The sequence below is a fragment of the Parabacteroides sp. 20_3 genome (assembly GCF_964238835.1).
In the GTDB taxonomy this organism is placed as follows: Bacteria; Bacteroidota; Bacteroidia; order Bacteroidales; family Tannerellaceae; genus Parabacteroides; species Parabacteroides distasonis.
This window is the reverse complement of sequence record NZ_CAXSNO010000008.1, coordinates 36439-59147: the sequence shown is the minus strand read 5'-3', so window position 1 is coordinate 59147 and position 22709 is coordinate 36439. Positions and strand designations below refer to the sequence as shown.

15 protein-coding genes and 1 pseudogene are annotated in these 22709 nt (G+C 44.1%); all 16 read left to right on the top strand.

Annotated features, from left to right (window positions below):
* Positions 1-58: 58 nt before the first annotated feature.
* The 16 genes and pseudogenes from ACESPU_RS16340 to ACESPU_RS16265 all read left to right on the top strand — a co-directional run bounded on the left by ACESPU_RS16340 (position 59) and on the right by ACESPU_RS16265 (position 22692).
* Positions 59-2323 carry a SusC/RagA family TonB-linked outer membrane protein gene (locus tag ACESPU_RS16340; protein ID WP_373133516.1) on the top strand — a complete coding sequence of 755 codons (2265 nt, stop codon included), beginning with the start codon at positions 59-61 and terminating at the stop codon, positions 2321-2323.
* A gap of 206 nt (positions 2324-2529) precedes the next feature.
* Entirely contained in the window at positions 2530-3828 is a 1299-nt protein-coding gene (locus ACESPU_RS16335; protein WP_005863203.1) for a site-specific integrase, read from the top strand.
* Between the two features lie 19 nt (positions 3829-3847).
* Positions 3848-5179 carry a site-specific integrase gene (locus tag ACESPU_RS16330; protein WP_005863205.1) on the top strand — a complete coding sequence of 444 codons (1332 nt, stop codon included), beginning with the start codon at positions 3848-3850 and terminating at the stop codon, positions 5177-5179.
* Between the two features lie 50 nt (positions 5180-5229).
* A complete protein-coding gene (locus ACESPU_RS16325; RefSeq protein ID WP_036623155.1) occupies positions 5230-6366 on the top strand; it encodes a DUF6043 family protein in 1137 nt (378 codons plus the stop codon).
* A 44-nt stretch (positions 6367-6410) separates the two neighbouring features.
* On the top strand, positions 6411-6935 hold the full coding sequence (locus tag ACESPU_RS16320; protein WP_172719740.1) for a helix-turn-helix domain-containing protein: 525 nt from the start codon (positions 6411-6413) through the stop codon (positions 6933-6935).
* Complete coding sequence (locus ACESPU_RS16315; protein WP_036623158.1) at positions 6928-8346, top strand: DUF3987 domain-containing protein; 1419 nt, start codon at positions 6928-6930, stop codon at positions 8344-8346. Before ACESPU_RS16320 ends, ACESPU_RS16315 begins: the two co-directional genes overlap by 8 nt.
* A 133-nt stretch (positions 8347-8479) precedes the next feature.
* Positions 8480-9535, top strand: a complete 1056-nt coding sequence (locus ACESPU_RS16310; RefSeq protein WP_005863215.1) for a DUF6371 domain-containing protein — start codon at positions 8480-8482, stop codon at positions 9533-9535.
* A 204-nt stretch (positions 9536-9739) separates the two neighbouring features.
* Positions 9740-11128 carry a MobV family relaxase gene (gene mobV / locus ACESPU_RS16305; RefSeq protein WP_005863217.1) on the top strand — a complete coding sequence of 463 codons (1389 nt, stop codon included), beginning with the start codon at positions 9740-9742 and terminating at the stop codon, positions 11126-11128.
* 158 nt (positions 11129-11286) lie between these two features.
* A complete protein-coding gene (locus ACESPU_RS16300) occupies positions 11287-13344 on the top strand; it encodes an NERD domain-containing protein (protein ID WP_005863219.1) in 2058 nt (685 codons plus the stop codon).
* 8 nt (positions 13345-13352) lie between these two features.
* Entirely contained in the window at positions 13353-14381 is a 1029-nt protein-coding gene (locus ACESPU_RS16295; RefSeq protein WP_005863221.1) for an ATP-binding domain-containing protein, read from the top strand.
* 32 nt (positions 14382-14413) lie between these two features.
* Entirely contained in the window at positions 14414-16876 is a 2463-nt protein-coding gene (locus tag ACESPU_RS16290; protein WP_005863223.1) for a hypothetical protein, read from the top strand.
* Complete coding sequence (locus ACESPU_RS16285) at positions 16863-17915, top strand: DUF1848 domain-containing protein (protein WP_005863225.1); 1053 nt, start codon at positions 16863-16865, stop codon at positions 17913-17915. The genes ACESPU_RS16290 and ACESPU_RS16285 overlap by 14 nt, the downstream gene beginning before the upstream one ends.
* 2 nt (positions 17916-17917) lie before the next feature.
* Entirely contained in the window at positions 17918-19585 is a 1668-nt protein-coding gene (locus ACESPU_RS16280; RefSeq protein WP_005863227.1) for an RNA-binding domain-containing protein, read from the top strand.
* A 120-nt stretch (positions 19586-19705) separates the two neighbouring features.
* A complete protein-coding gene (locus ACESPU_RS16275; protein WP_005863231.1) occupies positions 19706-19987 on the top strand; it encodes a helix-turn-helix domain-containing protein in 282 nt (93 codons plus the stop codon).
* A 100-nt stretch (positions 19988-20087) separates the two neighbouring features.
* Positions 20088-21050: pseudogene (locus ACESPU_RS16270) on the top strand (SusC/RagA family TonB-linked outer membrane protein); the annotation flags it as partial.
* Between the two features lie 13 nt (positions 21051-21063).
* Entirely contained in the window at positions 21064-22692 is a 1629-nt protein-coding gene (locus ACESPU_RS16265) for a RagB/SusD family nutrient uptake outer membrane protein (RefSeq protein WP_005863235.1), read from the top strand.
* The last annotated feature ends 17 nt before the right edge of the window (positions 22693-22709 follow it).

Below are 22709 nucleotides of genomic sequence, written 5' to 3'. Positions count from 1 at the left end.
AATTTGTAACGGGCATTTTATGTCCCCTTTTAACACAGAAGACAAAACATTTCGAATAATGAGATTAACATTCATTGCATTATTTGTATTCAGTTTCAGCTTACTCGCATCCGTACATTCACAAACGATGCGCATCAATATCAATGCTAATAATGAATCTACGCATTCAATTTTAGAACAGATAGAACAGCAAACTGATTATTTATTCATTTATAATACAAATGAAATCGACTTAAACCGTAAAGCATCCGTACACGCTCAAGACCAAACGGTAATGGATGTTTTGTCACAAATTTTCAGAAACACGAATATTGGATATGCGATTGAAGGCAGTAATATCATGTTGATGAAGAAAGATGAAAAAGCAGAACAACAACAGGATAACAATAAGGTCTCAGGAACAATTACAGATAAATCCGGAGAACCTATTATCGGTGCTAACGTCGTTATAAAAGGAACAACTAACGGAACTATTACAGATATAGATGGTAATTATACGTTAGATGTTCCTGTTTCTGCCATCTTGCAGATTTCCTATATCGGATATTTGACACAAGATGTTCCTGTAAATGGGAAACAACAAATCAATATTCGTTTAGTAGAAGATACGCAACAATTAGACGAGGTGGTAGTGGTTGGCTACGGTACACAGAAAAAAGGGGAATTAACTTCATCTATTTCCAGCATAAAAAGTGAAACATTCATTCAAGGTTCAGTGCAAGACGCAGCCCAGTTGCTTCAAGGAAAGGTTGCGGGACTTGGCATTGTCATGCCAAATGGTGATCCGACGTCTTCATCCCAAATTGTATTGCGTGGTATCGGCTCACTAAAAGGAGACCGGGTGCCATTAGTTATTGTCGATGGAGTTCCGGGTGATATGAGCACTGTTGCACCAGAAGATATCGAAAGCATAGATGTTATAAAAGACGGCTCAGCCGCCGCCATTTATGGAACCAGAGGAAATAATGGTGTTATTTTCATCACCACAAAAAAAGTGAAAGGAGAGATACCTGTAACTATTGATATTCAAGCTTATGTCACTACCCAGCAAATCAAAAAAAGATTAGATATGATGGATGCCAATCAATACCGTCAATTAGTAAAACAAGGGAAACCCGGCGCTATTGATTATGGTTACGACACAGATTGGCTAGACCAGATATTAAGGACTCCTATTTCTTACGTAACTAATGCCAGTCTACGCGGAGGTAATCGCAACTCTAATTATATCGCAAACATAAACTATAAGTCTGGCCAAGGCATTATCAAACGCTCAGACAATAGAGTATTAACCACACGATTGGAAATCAACCACTCTATGTGGGATAACTTATTAAAGTTTAATTTAAACATCATGGGTAAAGAACAAAGATATACAGCCTTAGGAGATGGCAAAAGCTTCAATGGGGAAATTTACCGAAATGCGTTAATCAATATTCCAACTGAACGTCCGAAAGACGATAACGGAAACTGGATTGAACATCCGACAATGAACGGATATATGAATCCGGTAGCTGCGCTATATGAAAGTAATGGCGAGAATAAAAGTACCCAATTACGTACATTCGGAACCGTTACATTGACTCCCATGGATGAATTTTTCGTAAAAGCATTAGTGTCGAGAACCTCTTATAATCAAACCCGCGGATATGCTGAAACTAAAAAACACATATCAACTGTCCGCAATGGCAAAAACGGGTTTGCTTCTCGTGGAACAACAGCTTCTATCGATAATCTGTTAGAGATCACAGCCCAATACAAAAATAATTTTGGTGCTCATAATCTTACTGGTTTAGCGGGTTATTCTTATCAAGACAATACCTATGAAAATTATTGGATGCAAAACTGGGATTTTCCATCCGATCAATATAGCTATAATAATATGGGCGCTGGAGCTGCCTTAAAAAGAGGAGAAGTTGAGGAAAAGTCTGAAAAAAACAAGTCTAAGTTAATCGGTGTATTTGCTCGTATCAACTATAGTTTCAATGATCGTTATTTAGCATCTGTCAGTATCCGTCATGAAGGAGCTACACAATTCGGAGCTAATTATAAATGGGGAAATTTTCCGGCTGTATCCGTAGGTTGGAATATACATAATGAGGAATTCATGAGCTCCTTACGTTTTATCAGTAGCTTGAAAGCTCGTTTAGGTTTTGGTGTAACGGGTTCAATTCCTGAAGATCCATATATGTCATTAAGCCGCTTGACCAGCGATAAGAATCTCTATACTGGTTCTGGCTGGCTTCCTTCATTAAAACCTTCAAGTAACGCAAATCCAAACCTGCGTTGGGAAAAAAAAGAAGAGTGGAACTGCAATATATGATATTCAGGGAATCGGATAAAGCCTGAAATGAAAAAAAGAGCCAAACAAGTGCAAATATAGCCGTTGATATACTGTGTTTTATGCGGTATCAGATTCGGGAACAACTTTTTAATTTGTCTTAATCCGTTGCAAGTTTTTTCGGGATATATGGGAACATTTACGGGAATTTATTATACCTTTGCCGCATAACCGAAAAAACAACGCAGATGAAAGTTACCGTCTATCTGAAAAAGTGCTCCCCAGACACCTCGAACATCTGTTTCCGGGTACGGGAGAAGAACGTGGACATAAAGGTCGTTTCCCCACTTGAAGTGCAGGACAAGTACTGGGACACCGACAGCCTATGTTACAGGCGAACGACGGCTGTGCCTGCCGCCGAGCAGAAACGTTTGCCGGAACAGATCGCCGCCATCATCGAGCGGGCTGAGAAGACCTTCTCGGACAAGGCGGACAGCCGGTGGATGAGACAGGTCATCGAGGATGTGCTGTACCCAGCCCGGGCATTCGAGCGGGACCACTCGAACCTTCTCGCCCGTGTCCACGAGTATTTGGAGAAGTTCGACGGTGCGGAGAGGACGAAGGAGCATATCGTCCGTTTCGAGCGCAAGATGACCCGCTACCACGACTACCGCCGGAAGATACTGGGCGAGGCGGACTTCACCCTCTTCGTGGAAACCGTCACGCTGGAGCAGATGAACGCTTTCCGGGATTATGTGGTGAACGAACATCTGCTGCGGCAGGAATATCCAGACTTCTACGCTCCCCGCACGCTCATCAACCACCGTCCCAGGTCACTCTCCGGCACGACCGTCATCAACACCATGAACCTGTTCTGCACCTTCCTGCACTGGTGCAAGAAGATGAAGTATTCCGACAACGAGGTCTATGTGCTTTACGGCTGCAAGGAGCCGACCTACGGCGACCCGTTCTTCCTCACTTCCGAAGAGAGGAACATCCTCTACGATGCGGACTTGAGCGACAACCCGAAGCTGGCCGTAATCCGGGACATCTTCGTGTTCCACTGCTATGTCGGCTGCCGCGTGGGTGACCTTTACCGTCTCACGAGGGACAACATCAAGGACGGCTTTCTGGAATACATGCCGCAGAAGACAAAAAAGTGCCAGGCAAAGACCGTCAGGGTGCCGCTGCACGAGAAGGCGTTGAAGATACTGGAACGGTATGATGCGGGTGCCGACAGGCTGTTCCCGTTCAGGCAGATACACACCTACAACCTCGGCATACGGGAACTGCTGAAACGCTGCGGCATAGACCGTATGGTGACCATCCTTGACACGCACGGCTACAACACCGTGCAGAAACCCTTGTACGAGGTGGCCACCAGCCACACGGCACGCAAGACCTTCGTGGGCAACCTTTACAGGCAGGTTCCCGACCCAAATCTCATCGCCTCCATGTCTGGGCACGTGGAGGGCAGCCGGGCGTTCAGCCGCTACCGTACGATAGACGATGACATGAAGCGCAGGCTTGTGGAAATGATAGACTAAATCGGAAAGGAGGATATATATGAAAGTGACCGCATTCATCCGGAAGACCGCCGCCAAGAACAACATCACGGACCAGGCACGTGTCTATTTCCGTGTACGTGACATCGGCGGCGTGGACATCAAGGCAGCGAGCGAACTGTCCATCAACCCCAACCACTGGAGCCCGGAACGGCAGGGCTACAAGCCCCGCGTGGCACTGGTGTCGGAGGAGAAGAAGATGGCCTTCGACAAGGACGTGCAGCAGATTACCCACCTCATCACGAAAGAGTACCACCGTGGCGTGGACGGCAACTGGCTCAAGGGGCTGATAGAGGAATACCACCATCCCAACATCAACGCGAGGGGCGGCAACAAGGCCGACGAGTACCTGCTCTCGTACCAGATACGGAAATACATCGACGAGACCCCGCTTGCGGACGAAAGCCGCAAGCACCACCTCGACAATCTCAACAAGGTGCTGCGCTACGAGCGTTTCCGGCACGAGGTGTTGCACCAGAGAGGCTTCCGCCTGTGCATAGACACCGTAACGGCTGACGACATCCGGGACTTCAAGCTGTGGATGCAGGAGGAACACAAATATGTGGCCATGTATCCCGTATTCTATCGGAACGAGAAACTTCGCGATGTGGGGCAGAGGCGTTCCGAGAACAGCATGTCTGGATCGCTCTACCGCATCCGCACCGTTGTCAAGTGGTGCATCAAGCGCGGGCTGACAAGGAACAACCCTTTCGACCAGTACCAGATTGCCCGTCCGATGTACGGTGACCCCTTTTACCTGACCCTCGAAGAGCGGGACAAGGTGTACTATGCCGACCTGAGCGGCATGGGACCGACCTACCCGGTCTATCGCGACATCTTCATGTTCCAGTGCCTGATAGGATGCCGCGTGAGCGACCTGAACAGGCTGACCAAGGCCAACATCGTGGACGGCTTCGTGGAGTATATCCCGCAGAAGACGAAGATGGAACATGCCAATACAGTGCGTGTGCCGCTCAACCAAAAGGCACGGGACATACTGGAACGCTACAAGGATCTGGAGAACGCTCTGCTCCCCCGGTTCTCGCATTTTGGCTACAACAAGAAGATAAAGGAGATACTCAAGTACGTGGGCATCGACCGAAAGGTCATAGTCCTCGACCCCAAGACAAGGGAGGATGTGGCAAGACCTTTATACGAGGTCGCATCTACCCATACGGCACGCAAGACCTTCATTGGCAATCTATACAGACAGGTCAAGGACCCGAACCTGATTGCCTCCATGTCGGGACATTCGGAGGGCAGCCGGGCTTTCGCGCGGTACCGCAAGATTGACGACGAGATGAAGAAGGAGCTGGTAAACCTTCTGGACTGACAGTCTCTCTTTTCCACTTATCCTTTTATATCAACCTGTAATAATACAATATGAATATGGACGGGCAGAAACAGACATACGAACAGTTCAAGGCGGACATCTTCCAGTGGAAGGACACGCACAGGGAGGAATACCGCCGCTTTGCGAAAATGATGGCGGACGGTAACGAGATGCAGTACCTCGCCGTATGCCGTGCCATATTCAAACAGCTGCCCGGAATCAAAAAGGAATGGCAGATGTCATGGTGCGACGACAGCACGGACGCTTTCAGGAACATCGGCCTGCATTTCAAGGATAACGCTGTACCGGGGCAGATCGTGGAGCTGTACAGGAAACAAAGGGAAGAGGATGCAACCACTCCTCCGTCTTCCTTCTGGGGCAAGGTCAAGTCCTTTTTTAGAGACATGTCCGGGCATGTCACTCTATCTGCTCCACTTGTATTGAGCTGGCTGTATTACGGCAAGAGTTTCGAGGCAATGGTGGACATGGTTAGCAGGCAGGCGGGACATCCCAAGGCGGGGAATGCCGAGCGGATGGGCTGTTCCATTGTCGTTCGCCAGATTATCGAAGTGTCCATAAAGAACGGCTTCCGCACAAAGGAGGACTGGGACAAACATTTCGCCATGAAAGGCGCAATCGAGAAAGGCAGCATCGGAGAATGGGCATTGCAGTCCGTAAAGGACGGGATGGGTGATAGTGATGCCGATACCGGAAATAACTCGACAGAAGCGGCAGACTCCGGCAACGGCACGGCACCGCAGACACAGCGGACAGCAGGAAAGAAGAAGATACAGGAACGGCCTCTCGCGGATTATCTCAAATGCGAAAAGAAGGAGGCTGTCATGCAATGTATCCGCTGTTTCGTGTCCATCAACACGAGCGCAGTCCATCAGGCACTCCCGTTCTATGTGCTGAAAGACCTGCAGCTGGTGGCCGGGATGCACGCCGCGAAGGAGTACAGCGTGGGCATGTCGTTGCAGTTTCCCGACCTTCCCTCCCTGAAAAGCGAGAGCGCCATACGCCAGGCGGTCGGCTTCCTGAAGACGGCAAAGCATGTCATCAAGGACGGGAAAGACCAGATGGCATTTCTTATCGAGAGCGACGAGAACCGGGAACTGTTCCGGTCACTGGCGCAGGAAATCAATGAAATTATCGCTAATGATGAAGCAGGGACTATCGCCGGATAAGGCAAAATAAGCCGTTTTACATGGTCATGCAGACTTGAATGGTCATGACAATTCAAGACAAGGCATTATATATCAATCCGTTTCAATTCGCATATACTTTTGCACCGTCAACCTTTTCCCGAAGGTCGGCGGTGCTTCTCTTTTATAAGCCATCGGAAGCGGGGCATCAGGGAATTTTTGAAGATGGTCATCACAAAATTCAAAAACCGATATTTATGATAACCATAGAAAGTCTGGTCGAACAGGGCGCGAACGTGAAGCTGGAAGTCACGCCCACCGACCTTAAGATGTTTGCCGAATCCATCGTGCAGCGCACGATAGCGGCCCGGCAGGAAGAGCTGGATGCGGAGATGCAGCGTGCGGCGGAAGAGACGTGGCTCAACACGAAACAGGTCCGTGAACTGCTCAACGTGTGCGACGGCACGCTCAACCTTTGGGCGAAGCGCGGCTACCTCGTCCCTGTCAAGGTAGGCAACAAGAACATGTATGCCAAGTCCGACATACGCCGCATACAGACGGGAGGGAAATCCGAGAGTGTGACATCCTATTGCAAGAAGAAAAATGGCTGACATGACAAACATCCGGCTCGAACTGTGCAACCGGATCCGCATGGAGGCGGAACATATCAATGATACCGATTTCCCGTTGGAAGTTTTCCCGCAGACGATGCAGTCCGTCATCCTTGACATGGCCCGGTACGAGAACTACAAGGCCGAGTTCATAGCGACGGCCATGCTGTCGGCTGTGTCAGCGGCATTGGGCGGCACCTACCGTATCCGCATCAAGGGCGAGTGGCAAAGCAACGCCGCCCTTTACATCATCCTCGTGGGCAGGCCGGGACTGGGCAAGACACCGCCGCTGGAGGCGGCATACCGTCCCATACGGAAACACGACTATGCCCTGTTCAAGGCGTATGAGACGGAACTGGAGGTATGGAAAGCCGCCGGGGAAAACGGGAAGAAGCCCGTGCTGCGGCGTACCGTCGTGTCCGACTTCACCCCCGAATCGCTCCTGCTGACACACAACAACAATCCCCGCAGCGTGGCCATCCTGGTGGACGAGATCATGGGCATGTTCAACTCCGCCAACCGCTACACCAACGGACAGCTCATCGAGCAGCTGCTCACGGCATGGAGCGGCGGGGCGCTGGACGTGACAAGGGTGAGCAGTACAATACCGATCCACATAGAACAGCCGTGCATCAATATCGTCGGAACTACTCAAACCAAGCGTGTACATGAACTGCTGACGAAAGGTTTCGAGGATAACGGACTGCTCGACCGCTTCCTGTTCGTGCTGCCCAAGTCTTGGAAAATGTCGAAATGGACTGATTGGGATGATGGCGGAGTGGACAGGGCGGCTCTGCCGGCGGCACGATGGGAGCAGATACTTTCAAAGGTTCTTGCCCTTGACTATGACATCGGGGAGGAAGAAAGGATGCCCCATGTGCTGTCCATGGACAGGGAGGCTAAAGAGTATTTCTACTCATGGTGGAACAGGAAGGTGGAACGCATCAACCTGATAGAGGACGATGCCGAGGTGGACAGCCGTGAGATGAAGCACCCGGCGCAGGTGGCACGGCTGGCTCTGCTCATGCAGGTGCTGCGGTATGCATCCGGCGAGGGCAACCTGCAGTCTGTGGACACGGCATCGGTAAAGGCCGCCATCCGGCTGAACGGCTATTTCGAGGACTCATACCGCCGCATCCGCTCCTTCGTGGCGGAGGACATGTGCGAGGAACCGCCCAAGGTACTGCTGTCATTGCTGCCGGATACATTCGATACGAAGACGGCCATCGCCATTGGAAAGGAACTGCAGAATGTCAGCGAGCGCACGGTGATGAACTACCTCAAGGAGCTGTGCCGGAGCAGGCTGCTGAGGAAAGCCAAGACCGGGCATTACGAGAAAATTATATATGATAAATCTGGCGAATCTGATGAGAGCGGCAATGAATTATCAACCCTGGACTGCAACGGATGAAGCCCTGTTGCAGCCTGCAGTCTTTGCAGTCTTGCAGTTTCTGGGTGCCGGAAAAGGAAAATTCCTGCAAGACTGCAAGAACTGCAACTGCAAATAGAGGTTTTCATTTGCAGGAATCCACAAAAAGAACATCATGAACGGATACAGATTCCATCTACAGAAATACCGTCTGGGCAGCAAGACCGTCTGTCCGGAGTGCGGCAGGAAAGCCTGCTTCACCCGTTATATCGACGAGGCGGGAGAGATTTCCTTCCCCGGCAATGTGGGCAAGTGCGACCACATCAACAGTTGCGGCTACCACTATACGCCCAAAGAATATTTCCGGGACAATCCTACCGTCAAAGAGAGGTTGGACGGACACGAAAGGGATGGCCGGGCAAGGTCGGCAGTGAGGACAGTACCGGAACAGGAGCCAAAAATATCCTTTCTTCCCTCTGATTGGGTGGAGCAGTCCATGCGCAGATACGACATCAACCCTTTGTACCGGTACTTCTCCAAAGTGGCGGGCAAGGAGGACACCGGCAGGCTGTTCCGCCTTTACAGGGTAGGCACGTCAAGGATGTGGGGCGGAGCCACCGTATTCTGGCAGATAGACCGGAACGGCAATGTGCGTGCCGGCAAGATTATGGGCTACAATGCAGAGACCGGGCACCGGGTCAAGGAACCTTTTAACCAAGTCAGCTGGGTGCATTCGGTAAGGAAGGTGCAGGACTTCCGCATGAAGCAATGCCTGTTCGGAGAGCACCTGCTGTCGGACACTTCCTCCACCATATCCTCCAAGCCTGTAGCCATTGTCGAGAGCGAGAAGACGGCACTGGTAGCTGCCCATTTCATACCTGACTTCATCTGGCTTGCCACCGGAGGAATGCACGGGTGCTTCAACAGCGAGGCCATGCAGGTATTGGGCGGTCGGGAGGTCATCCTCTTTCCCGACCTTAAGGCGACAGAGGAATGGAGGCAACGGCTGCCGATGCTGGGATCCGTCTGCAGGCGTGCCACCTGCTCCGACCTGTTGGAGAAGATTGCGACCGACGGACAGCGCAGTCAGGGACTGGACATAGCCGACTTCCTGCTGATGGAGGACACGCCGCAGATGATCCTTGCGAGAATGATAGAACGCAATCCCGTGTTGCAGACCTTCATCGATACCTTCGGACTTGAACTGGTGGATGCTGGGAGGGCGGAATGACGTGAAAGCAGCGGACAGCTCGCTGTCCTATGAAAAAGGGGTTGTAAAATCCCGTAGCCTATTAGGGCATTTTCACCGCCTCTGCTCCGCGTCCGGCAATCAAAAAGCCCATAGGCCGAAAGATGTTGTTCAGAAGCCAGGTATATGCCTCCGACAATAGGACGGGATTTTACAACAGAAACAACAATCATAAAACGAAAGGATATGAGTAATACACAATACGCGGTCTGTCACCTGCAGCGTGGCAGCGGCAATGACAGCGGAATGTCATGCCATATAGAAAGGAAAGATGCCAAGGGGAAGAAATATGTCCCGGACAATGCAGATGCAGGCAGGACGCATCTCAACCGGGAGCTGGTCAGGTTTCCGGAAGGAGTGTCCAACCGCACCGAGGCGATACAGCACCGCATCGACACCGCCGGGTTGCGCCGCAAGGTCGGCAAGAACCAGACAAAAGCCATCCGTGTCATCCTGACCGGAACACATGAACAGATGATGGAGATTGCCAATGGCGGCAGGCTGGACAGTTGGATTGATGCCAACCTCAAATGGCTAAGGGAGACTTTTGGAAACGAGAACCTTGTATCGTGCGTGCTGCACATGGACGAGAAAACGCCACACCTGCACGCCACCGTCGTTCCCATTGTCGCCGGGGAGCGCGTCCGCAGGAAGCGGGAGGGCGAGAGGAAGTATGAAACGAAATCCGGTCCCCGTCTGTCTGCAGACGATGTGATGCGGCGCACCAAACTGCATGAATACCAGAACAGCTATGCAGCGGCCATGGAACCATTCGGGCTGCAACGGGGTATCGTCGGTTCCACGGCAAAGCATCAGGCCAACTCGGATTATTACAGGCAGCAGGTAATCCGGTACGAGGAGGACATTGCCAAGTTGCAGGCAGATGTGGAGAAGGCACAGGAGGGCAGGAACACCATCCTCTCGTGGTTCGGCAAGGGCGACCTTGCCAAAGCAAAAAAGGAACTCTCGGACAAGGACGAAGAGATTGCCGGACTCAACAAGCGGCTCAAGGAGCTTCAGGCGGAAAAGGCGCGGTTGCAGGAGCGGCATAAGTTGGAAATAGGGAAACTGCGGGACGGTTACCAGAAAGAGATAGAGACAGCCATCCGCAGGGCGGAAACCGCCGAGCGTCAGTCAAAAGAGAAAGATGCCGTCATAGAAAGGCAACGGAAACAGATAGACCGACTTGACCGCAAGGCAAACCCCCAGCGTTACAGCCTCTCGTCCGGTGCCGAACTGGTGCGTCTCAATGTTCCCAATTACCGGAATCCGTCGCTCCATATTTGGACACGGGTCGGAGAGGAACTTTTTGAGGACACCAAGTTCCAGATAGACTATGATGTGGCACAAAGGCATTTCAACGGCCAGATCACGGACGAGGAGTTTGTCAATGCTGTTTTCGAACCGCAGGAACAGGTAAGCGGGAAGCAGGCGGAACTATTGGGGGCAGCTTTCACCCTTGCCGTCGGTGGCCCGGCACAGAATCATGTCGGTACCGGCGGTGGTGACTCTTCTTCTGAATTACCGTGGAATGATAACATAGCAAAGAGACATACCGCAGCAAAACGAAGATAGTTGATTGATAGTAAACATATTTATTGTAGATTCTTATCCGTGCTTGCAAGCCTTTTCAATATTTTATGTACTTTTGTAGTCAAAAACTGACAATTCTTCACCGGAAAAGTCAGCGAAAAATGATGACTATTTAGTTTACAAAAATAATTTTTTTTGCAATGGGTGGACTTTTAGCATTCAGAGTAGGAAATTTTGATACAACTGCAGAGCGTGAGCAGTTTCGGTTTCTCTGTGAGCGACTTAAAGCTCACTATGAGGATTCGAATGAATTCTGTGTGTTCGCAGGCAACTATAATATTGGATGCGAGTTAGATGCTCTCTTTATAAAGAAAGACGCTATTATTTCTATAGAATTCAAAAATTATGGGGGTAAAGTTGTTGCCAATGAAAATGGAGAATGGACATGCAATGGTAAAATTATTAAGGGAGGCTCGAGAAAAACAGTCCTCCAACAAGCACGAATAAACCATTCGATAGTTAAGAAAGAACTTAAAGTCTTGGGGGTTGAAAAGAATCAAATCAAGGATGTCCCCCATCTTATTATATTTCATCAACCTATTGAATTGGAAAACAATTTAAGTGCCACCAACAAGTCTTGGCTTCACATTACTGATAGTGAACATTTCATTGAAAAGTTGGATGACATCACTTGTCCTCATACCGACCTTGATCCACTCGGAATTGTTAATCTTACGGAAACTCTCAACCTAAATCCCTTCTACCTGACGGAATTCAGCAATGCTACTTATGATAAACCAGTAGAGCCAATTGAGAAAATAGAGTTGTTCGAAGATATAAAGAAGTACGAGCCCCACACTGAAGAGAAGGAAAAAGAGGACGTGCCAAACTTTGAATCTTTTGTAATCGAAGACGAAAATAGTATAGTACTTTTGAATTTTGTAAAAAAGGTAATAAAATCATCGCTTAAGCTCGATAATTTTACTGTCATGGTGCTTGATGGCAAAAGGGCATCTTCATCTTTTGCTGCATACGGAATAAAATTAACTCGAGAATATGTTGTGATAATAAGTGCAGATGGCATAGACGAATATTGTTCAAAACTAACAAGATTCACTAATCATGATGTTAAAGCCGTTTTGCCTTCTACAATCTTTTGGGAAGAAGGTAAGGAACTTGTAGTTGAAGATGACAGCTCGTTTAGTGTTGTCGAAGAGCATCAATCAAAAGAACTATCAAATACTAATTCGAACGTTTCTTTCCGGAAGTCAAAGACAATCCTGCCACATTGGCTTGACAAAAAGATCTTCAACGACCACCGAGCTATTTATGCCCCAGAACATGAACGTTATGAGTATAATCTTGATCTCAACGAAGAAGAACTTAAAGTCTATCTTGGTACTTACTTTCCTCGCAGTTATGCAGAGATGTTTTGTGTTGTTGATAATCTTATGCAAAATAAACATCTGAAGGAAATGTTGGAACGGGATAAGATTAACGTATTGGATTGCGGTTGCGGTACAGGTGGTGAAATTCTCGGCTTTATTACAGCAATTGGAAAGCATTTAACACATGCAAAAATAAACATCACAGCAATAGACGGTAATGATGGTGCTTTAGTCATACTCAAGGATTTGATAGAGAGTAATCCAAATAAAAAAGTACAAGTCGAACTGAGTATATTAAACCAGACGTTAAACAATGGTGAAGACGTGGAAAATCTTGCATTCGGCGAGAAAAATTTTCATTTCATCCTTTGTGATAAGATTGTTTGTGAGTTGATTTCGAAAGAAGTGCTACCAATCAATGCATACGCAATAATGGCAAAGAAGCTTGCGACCTATCTTCATGAAAACGGTTTGCTGATAATGCTTGATGTAACAACTAAAGACGAACATTCAGGATATTTCTATCCTCAGTTAATGAATAGCTCAATAAATGACTATGTTCGTGAAAGCAGAACCATAGAGACGCTTCTGCCGTTGTCATGCGCTTGTTATTACGAGTGTAGAGACCTTTGTTTTATGCAGCAAACATTTAGCGTAAGTCACTCCCATAAATCAAATGACGAAAGCCGAGTGTGTTATCGAGTGCTATGTAGGAAACCTCTTAAAACAACTATCATGCAAGAGATAGAAATAGAAAACTTTGCCCATGTCATACACCCCACTAAATATAAGCAAAATGACGATTCGGCGATTTGCAGCCGATCTAAGAACAATAAAATAACAATTGATAGTTTCAACATAAATCTATAAATTTAATCATGGCTAAAAGAAGTTTTTACGTTAAAGACTCAGAACTTGATGATTATCAAGTAAAGGTAATCAACAAGAAGACGGACAATTCATACATAGTTAAGGGTTGTGCTGGTAGCGGAAAGTCCATTCTTGCCTTGTGGAAGGCAAAACAAATACAGGATGAGCACAAGGGCACCTATCTTTACATTGTGTTCACTAAAGCACTCATGCAATATATGGCTGATGGCATTTCACAGGTGGGCATTCCACAACGGAATGTTGACTATCATTGGCATTGGCAGAATAAAGCTGGATGTCCAAGTGCCGATTACATCATTGTGGACGAAGCGCAAGATTTTTCGAAAGAGGATATTGAACTATTCCGTTCAAAAGCAAGGAAAGCATTATTGTTGTATGGCGATTCAGCTCAACAACTTTATACTTTTATTAAAGATAAGCAAACTGTTTCAATGGAGGATATACAGTATTTTACAAAGTTCCCTGTTGAACAACTTGTGTTCAATCACCGATTACCAAAAAAAATAGCTCGTTTTGCTCAATATCTAAATTCGGAAAGTGATGAACTTGAAGAACGTTGCACTGAAGAGGGTGTTGAAAAACCAAAGATCATCAAATACAATAACATTACAGAACAGTATGACGCTATCATTTCGCTTATTCAAAACAAAAATATGGAGGATGTCGGTATTCTGTTTAGACACAATGATGAGGTAGAACACGCATATGAATATTTCAAGAATCATGGTGTAAACGTTGAAGCTAAGTTTGGAACGTTTATGGATCTGGATTTTTCTTCGGACAATCCAAAGATGATGACATACCATAGTTCAAAAGGGCTTCAATTTGAACACGTTTTTATTCCCGAATGTACTGTTGAGGATGATGATAACCGGAATCCATTGTATGTGGCAGTAACGAGAACCTATCGTGCTTTGTATATCATGCACTCAGGCAATCTTTCCAGTCTTTTTGATGATATTCCTACTTCACTTTATGATACGAGTCTTGCAAGTGGTTCAAAATTAACATTATAAGGCTTATTAACTCCTAAAAAACAAGGATAATTATGAGATTATATATACCAACCTGTACTCTGAATTTCAATAATATATTGTCTTCTGAGTCAATTTCGCCCTTAGGATTTTACGCAAGACGTGGTTTTGGTAACAAACGCTTCTATCCTGTTTTCGCGAACGACAAGGAGCAAGTAATTTTATTGTATAGCAAATATCCAAGGTTCAAAGTTGAAGAAAATGACCTTGAAAACTATCCTATGGTTATCGAGATAGAATCTGAAGATTATAAAGAAGGATTCTTTGAAAAGGCTAAGGAACATGATGGAGTAGATACCTATCTCTGCTATCATACCATTAACCTCAACCCTTTCCATTGTCGTATTTATTTCAATAGTTATCAAGAGCGTCAGGGAGTCCTGGTAAAGGCAGAACAAAGTCTTGAGAATAAGTTCTATAAACTTTACGATGCCAATATCAATGTTAAACCAGAGGAGAAAAAAACATTTTTGGGTGTTGCCAAAGACCTATTCACTCAATCTGAAAAAGATGATTTCTTATGGAACTCTTCATATGCAAATTGCAAGATAAAGGATGAATCTATAGATGTTGGTAGAGACGTTCTGCTAGACAAAATTAAAGGTTTCATTTATTGCTACCTAATAGGTGCTAATAGTTCGGTCAGCAACGAGATTGGCAGATTGAAAGCTTTATCGCGAAAACTTCGTAACACACTTTCTGCTGTTGTAAATTCTCCTGATAAAAGACCTACTCAAGCACAAGACGATGCTATCTTGAATGGAATCAGAGAATTTAACGAAATCTATTCCTCAATGGATGAAGATACTATTTGGAACAAAAATTTGTTAGAGTTAAAATTGTCAGACAATCCTCAAGGCCTTTCTGCAAAAGATGCCAAGAATCTTTTGCAACATTGGGGTGTTTATGACACATTCTGTAACAAACTTCATCTTCGTAGAGTTTATGATGCAAACGATTTGTGGAGTTGTTTAGAGTATGCTTCCCCAGAGGCGTTTACTCGTGTCACAGACAGTATGAATAGAGCTGTTCGTAAATTGGAAGCAAAAGAAAATGCTCAACGTGAGAAGTATGCTATTGAGTCATTGCTGAATGTTGATGATGATCTTTCTTTGCATATTTTGGACACATCTTACCAAAGTTCTTTCTACAGGGAACTTATTTGCTCCCAATTTAAGGCAGAGTACAAATCTGTAATGGAAAAGAATGGTGTAGAGGAGCCTTTGGCACAAGCATATAATGGAGGTATGATTCTAAAGAATATGCTTGGAGATAAATGGGACTCAAATCCTGCATCTGCTTATGTTGGAGCATTACTTAATCATTTTCAGGAGAACACCGCCTTTGATCTATTTGCTATTGATAATGATGTACTTTCATCATTTGCTGCATTCTGTCAAAAGGGTGATAACATTGACCGTTTGGTAGAGTACCTTGTACAAACGGGATTCTGTAATTATAAATTAGCTTATGGCATTTATGGTGCCACAAGAGGTTTTGCGTCTCTGCCTAAGACCTTTACATCCATACTGATTAATGGCAATAAGGATTATTATCAGTCATTTGCAAGTAATGTTTGGCGAATGCTTAATGGAGTAGAAATAAAAGATGCTGTCTTGCCAAAAACGAGCACGAATGCTTCGGTTATTGTGGAAAGTCAGTTGGGATCAAAGATCATTGAGAATATAAATAATGTAGAGTCAAAAGTTGTTGGGGTGGTAAATAAGGATGTTGAATTTGAAAATGCCGTACAAAGTCCTAAAACTTTCATGTATATATTAGAAAACATTCCTAATTTTACACGCACAAAAGCATATAAGAATCTTCTTCAAGCAAATTTTGCGGGAGATATTGGAGATTATACTCCAGAAGAATTCAAAGAAAAAATATATCAAACAATCGGGCAGAAGGATCTGAAGGCTCAGAAAGACAAAATTGATATTGCAATTAAATTAGAAGCAAAGCGACAGGATCCCGAGGCTTTCTTATGTATACTTGATAACTACTTTCCAGATCAGTCATCTAATGCATACAAGAAAATTGCCGCCCTTATAAAGACTAATGGCATTTCAACTTCTAAGCTATCTACGCAAACTCCCGTAACAGAGAATAGATTTACTATTTCTGGCGCTTCAGAAGGACAACGTAAGCTCCGTCCTGTCAATGCGACTTCAGCTAATTTTGTTGATGATATCAATGCCAGTAATTTCATATTGTCTAGATCTTATCTTCCAAAAGAAGTTCGTGATGTCTTAGCAAAAAAAATAATCTCTTTCCAGAAGGATTATGCTCCCAATGGTTATTATTATGGTCGGGAAGATAGTCCTCGAACAAATAATAATACGATAAAGCATTTTATCAATAAATGTACATTTACAAAAGGAAATAATCCTTCATGGATACCTTCAACAATGGAGAATAAGGCTTTGTTAGAAAGACTTAAACAAGAATTATACGATAGATATGCCAACAGATAAGATACTTATCACGAACGATGCTGGCGAGCAAGTTGAAGCTACTGCCCCTGTTATCATTTCAGCAAGTCGTTCTACAGATATACCAGCTTTTTATGCCAAATGGTTCTTCAATCGCTTGGCTAAAGGTTATTGCGCTTGGTACAATCCTTTTAACCAGCAAAAAATGTATATCTCTTTCAAGAATTGCAAAGTGATAGTATTTTGGACAAAGAATCCAAAACCTATTCTACCTTATTTGCATATCCTTGATGAAATGAGAATACACTATTATTTCCAAGTTACATTGAATGATTATGTTAATGAAAGATTTGAACCTAATGTGGCATCTGTTGAAGAAAGAGTCGAAACATTTAGGCAATTATCTCAAATGATAGGTAAAGAGAGAGTGATATGGAGATTTGATCCACTTATAATCACATTATCTATAAGTCCAAGAGAATTGCTTAAAAGAATATGGAATGTTGGCAATAAACTGAAAGGATATACTGATAAGCTGGTTTTCAGTTTTATAGATGTAAAAGCATATCGAAAAGTTCAAAATAATCTCGTAAAAGAAACCACATTCTTTACGAAAGAGGATGTTGAAAATGCAGAAGCAAACCATGCTCAGCGAATAGAAATTGTTGAAGGTCTTCAGAAAATCCGATTCATTTGGGAAGAACAAGGATGGAATGTTGAAATGGCAACTTGTGCTGAAGATATAGATTTAGAGTCCTATGGCATAGAACATAATCGTTGTATTGATGGAGAACTCATGAAAGGCATATTCTCTGATGACAAGGAATTAGTTTATTATCTTCATACATTGAAATGGCCGGAAAGAGATATGTTTGGAGAACTTCCGCCAATCCCGCAGAAGACGAAAAATGTAAAAGATTCCGGTCAGCGCAAGGTTTGCGGATGTATGGTGAGTAAAGATATTGGAATGTATAATACTTGTCGCCATTTCTGTGTCTACTGCTATGCCAATACAAGTAAAGAATGCGTCATCCGAAATGCTGAGAAACATAATGATGAAAGTGAAAGTATAATTGGATAATTATGCAAGAGTCAGAAATACAACAATATCTCCTTCGCAACTATCCACAGGAAAATGCACACTGCGAGTGGAAGGAGTTTAAGAATTTGAAGAACTCATTCTGCGGGGACGAAAAAGATGATGTCATCTCGTATGTGTCTGCCATTGCCAATATGGAAGGTGGACACTTGGTGATTGGTGTGCACGACAAAACATTGGATATTGTCGGAACGGACACATACAATTATGATAGGCAGAAGGCGATACTGCGACTGACAGAAAGATGCGTAAATCTTTCAACAGAAGGTCTAGATATAGATGAGTTTGTCACAGATGATACCAACCGTAAAGTATGGGTTATCCATATTCCTAAACATCTACCTAAGCGACCTGTGTTTGCCCATAATAAGGCGTGGCAGCGAATTGAGGATTCTCTCGTAGAGATGACTGCTGAACGTATGAGCGCAATTCTTGATGAACCTATTTTCAGCGAGACGGATTGGTCGGCACAAATTGTAGCCGATGCAATGATTGAGGATCTTGATGAAGTCGCTATAGCCAAAGCTCGTATGATGTTCAAGAAAGTACACAGTCGAATACCTGAAGCCGAAGTAAATGCATGGACAGTGGAAACATTCTTGAGCAAGTGCGGCATAATGAAGAACGGAGGAATCACTCGTGCGGCAATCATTCTTCTAGGTAAATACGAATCTGCGTTCAAGTTACGTCCGGCGGTTGCACAAGTGACTTGGACAAGACGGGATGAAAAGCAGGAGGTTGTGGATTACGAACACTTCACCGTGCCATTTATATTAACCGTAGATGAGATTTTGTCAAAAATTGAAAATCTGACAATGCGTGAAATGCCGGGAGGCACGCTCTTCCCTGACACTATGAAGCAATACGATGACTATACCATCCGCGAAGCTCTTCATAACTGCATTGCGCATCAAGACTATACGATGCAACAGAGAATCAATTTCGTGGAAAATCCAACTTACCTTTATTACTCCAATGCAGGGAGTTTCATTCCTGGCACGTTGGAGAATGCTTTAACGAATGAAGAACCTCAAGCATATTTCCGCAATGAATGTCTTTGCAGGGCAATGGTTGATTTCAATATGATAGATACAGTAAGTAGAGGTATAAAGAAGATGTTCAATGAGCAGTGGCGTCGTCACTTCCCAATGCCTGATTATGAAATTGACGCCAAAAACAGAAAAGTATCGGTACGCATTTATGGCAATGAGATAAATGAACAGTATACCAACTTGCTCAAAACAAACAAATCATTGACCTTGTGGGATTGCATATCATTAGATGCCATCCAAAAGGGCAGAACCATTCACGAGGACATTGCACAGGATTTATTGAACAGAGGACTTATTGAAGGCGAAGCCCCTAATTATACAATCTCTTTAGGGATTGCAAAAGCTACTCGACAACTGCAAGGTTACACTAAGCAAAAAGGACTTGATAAGGAAAAAATCAAACAGATGATTTTGCAGTATCTTAAGAATGCCGGTACAGATGGAGCCAAGCGTGATAGCATTTATGAGTACGTCAAAGACGTAATGCCGCAAGTCAAGACACATGAACAGCAATTGAGACTATTAGGGGATATACTTAGTGCGTTAAGTACCGATAAACTTATTTATCCGAAAGGACGAACATGGTTTTTGAAAGAATAGTTATAACGGAAGATTATGACGGTTTATCCCAATTATAGCGGAAATTATAACGGATTCCGTCATATTATAGCGGATAATGAAATCCGATTAAGTCATGTCAAATTCGTAAAATGAAGAAGTATGTTATTAGGAGAAAGAATAAAAGAGTTAAGAGAACAGCATGGAGTGCTGCAAAGACAATTGGCTGCTCTGCTTGAGATAGATACTCCGATGTTCAGCAAAATAGAGCGCGGAGACAGACGAGCTAAACGAACACAAGTGATACAATTGGCAGAATATTTCAAGGTAGATAAGAATGAACTTCTCACTCTGTGGTTAGCAGACAAAGTATTAGATGCGGTAGAGGATGAAGACGAATTAAAACACAATGCGATAGAGGTTGCACAGAAAAAAATAGGCTAACATTTACAATTATCGGGAACTATATGGTATCATAACTATATAGTTCCCGATAAATATATTTGGTTTTCAACACAATAACAAATAATCATCGGCTCAAGTGTGGAACTTAGGAGTAGACTTCGGCGTTCTTGATAACCGTATCAGTGGATCTATAGACCTTTATAAACGCACGACAAAAGATATGCTATGGAACTATCAAGTAGCCACTCCTCCTTATTTATATCAGGAAATCCTCGCAAACGCAGGAACTATGCAAAATAAAGGACTAGAGATACACCTCAGTGCAATCCCAGTACAAACAAAAGAATTCTCATGGACAACTAGCTTTAATTATTCGACCAACAAAAATAAGTTGGTTGCCCTATCAAACGAGGAATTCCAATTAAAATCCGGTTATATAGAAGATGGCTGGACTGGCGAACCTATCCAACAATATACCCATCGAATATTTGAAGGGGGTGAGGTTGGTAATTTCTACGGTTTTAAAACTATTGATATAGATAACGAAGGACGTTGGATTATTGAAGATAAAAACGGTAATCCAAAACCGATCTCAGAGCAACAAGCAGAAGATAAAAAAATTATTGGAAATGGCCTGCCCAAACACCTATTAAGCTGGGATAACAGTTTTACCTTCAAAAATTTCGACTTAGGTATAACTATGCGAGGTGCATTCGACTATGACATCCTCAACTACCCCCGCATGTTTTATGAATGTCCTGTAAACTTGACCCGGGGAAATTTGCTTGCCACAGCTTATGAACCGAAGTACGGAAAGACTGTACTAAACGACCAACAGGAACTTCAATATGTTAGCTATTTCATCGAAAGAGGAAACTTTTGGAAAATTGATAATATCACCATTGGTTATACCTTAAAACTTAAGAATGATTATTTAAAAAGGATACGTATATACGCAACCGGTAATAACCTATTCACATTTACAGAATACAGTGGATTAGACCCTGAGGTTAATACGCAAGGACTTAATCCCGGATGTGATGAATTAGGCCGTTACCCTTCTACACGTTCCTTTACTTTAGGCGCAATGTTTACTTTTTAAAATAAATAAACTCATGAATACAATTAAAAAACATATAAATATTTTATTATTAGGTTGCTGTTCATTGAACTTTATTTCCTGCACAGACCTAACCGAAGAAATCTTCTCTGACATTACTGAAGATAGTTATAAATATGAAGCTGGAGACGCAACTAAAGTAGTTGGTGCCGCTTATACCAATCTTCAAGATTGGGGATATTGCGGTTCCGGACAAGCTCCAATGCTGAGTCAAGAAATATGTACCGATGCCGCAGTGTTCCCCGCTAATGGTTCCGGTTGGGATGATGGAGGTGTATTTCGTAGAATGCATCAACATTCATGGAACTCCGAACAATTACAAGTGAATCGTTTATGGGAAGTTTGCTATTCCGGAATTATCTTGGCAAACCGGGCTATCAGCATTATCAACCAAGATGATTTTCCTTTTGCCGCTAATGAAAACAAGGCTGCCATGATCGCTGAATCTCGAGCATTACGTGCTTTCTATTACTGGTACATCATGGATAATTTTGGAGATGCTCCTTTAGTCACGGAACCCACCTCAGAATTACCTGTAAAAACATCCCGGAAGGATCTTTATGATTTTATAGTCAAAGAACTAAAAGAGTCTTTCAGCGATCTCCCAACAGAGAAAAATGAATCTAATTATGGAAGATTCACATTATGGGGAGCTAAAGCCCTCCTCGCTAACGTATATTTGAACGCAGAAGTATATACAGGTGATCCCCAATGGAATGCTTGTATTCAAGAGTGTGATGATATTATTAATTCCGGAAAATATAGTTTAGACATTAATTATAGCGATCCATTTAAGGCACACAATGAAAACTCATTAGAAAATATATTAGTCATTCCTTATGATGAAATATTTGCCACTGGATTTAACTATCATTTAGCCGCCTTACACGGAGCAAACCAAAAAACGTATGATCTAGTTGGAAGCCCTTGGGGAGCTGGGGCCTATAAAGGAATACCTCAATTCATCGACACCTATGATCCAGATGACGAACGTTTAAATGCGACTTGGCTAGGAGGTCCCCAATACGCATCTGACCGGACACCTCTCACAGGCTCTTATGACTTAATGGGACAACCGCTTATCTTCGTCAACAAAATGCCCAACGGAATTTTCACTGGTGAGGCAGAAGGATATCGCTGGTTAAAATATGAGGTTGAGATGGGAGCCAGAAGTGAACTAAATAATGATTTGGTCTTATTCAGACTTACGCAAGTCCATATGATGAAAGCAGAATGCCTTTTACGTACTGGGAAAGCAGATCAAGCAGCGTCTATTGTAAGTATGGTCAGAAAAAGAGCTTTTAAAGAACATCCTGAAAAAGCAATTGTCTCAGGAGCGCAATTACAAGAAAAATCCTGTTACAAATACGGTACGGTAGAAAACTATGTATTAACTTCGCAAAATCAAGTTTATCCGGAAAAATTCGGACGTTTCTATGATGAACTAGGTTGGGAATTCGCTGGAGAATCTTATCGCCGGAGAGATATGATACGTTTCGGTCATTTCACAAAAGCTAAATGGTTATCTCATGAGCCGAATGGAGATTATAAAACGGTATTTCCCTTACCTCAAAAAGTTGTAGATACCAATCCGAATCTGGAACAAAATCCGAATTATCAATAATAACATAGAGGATATGT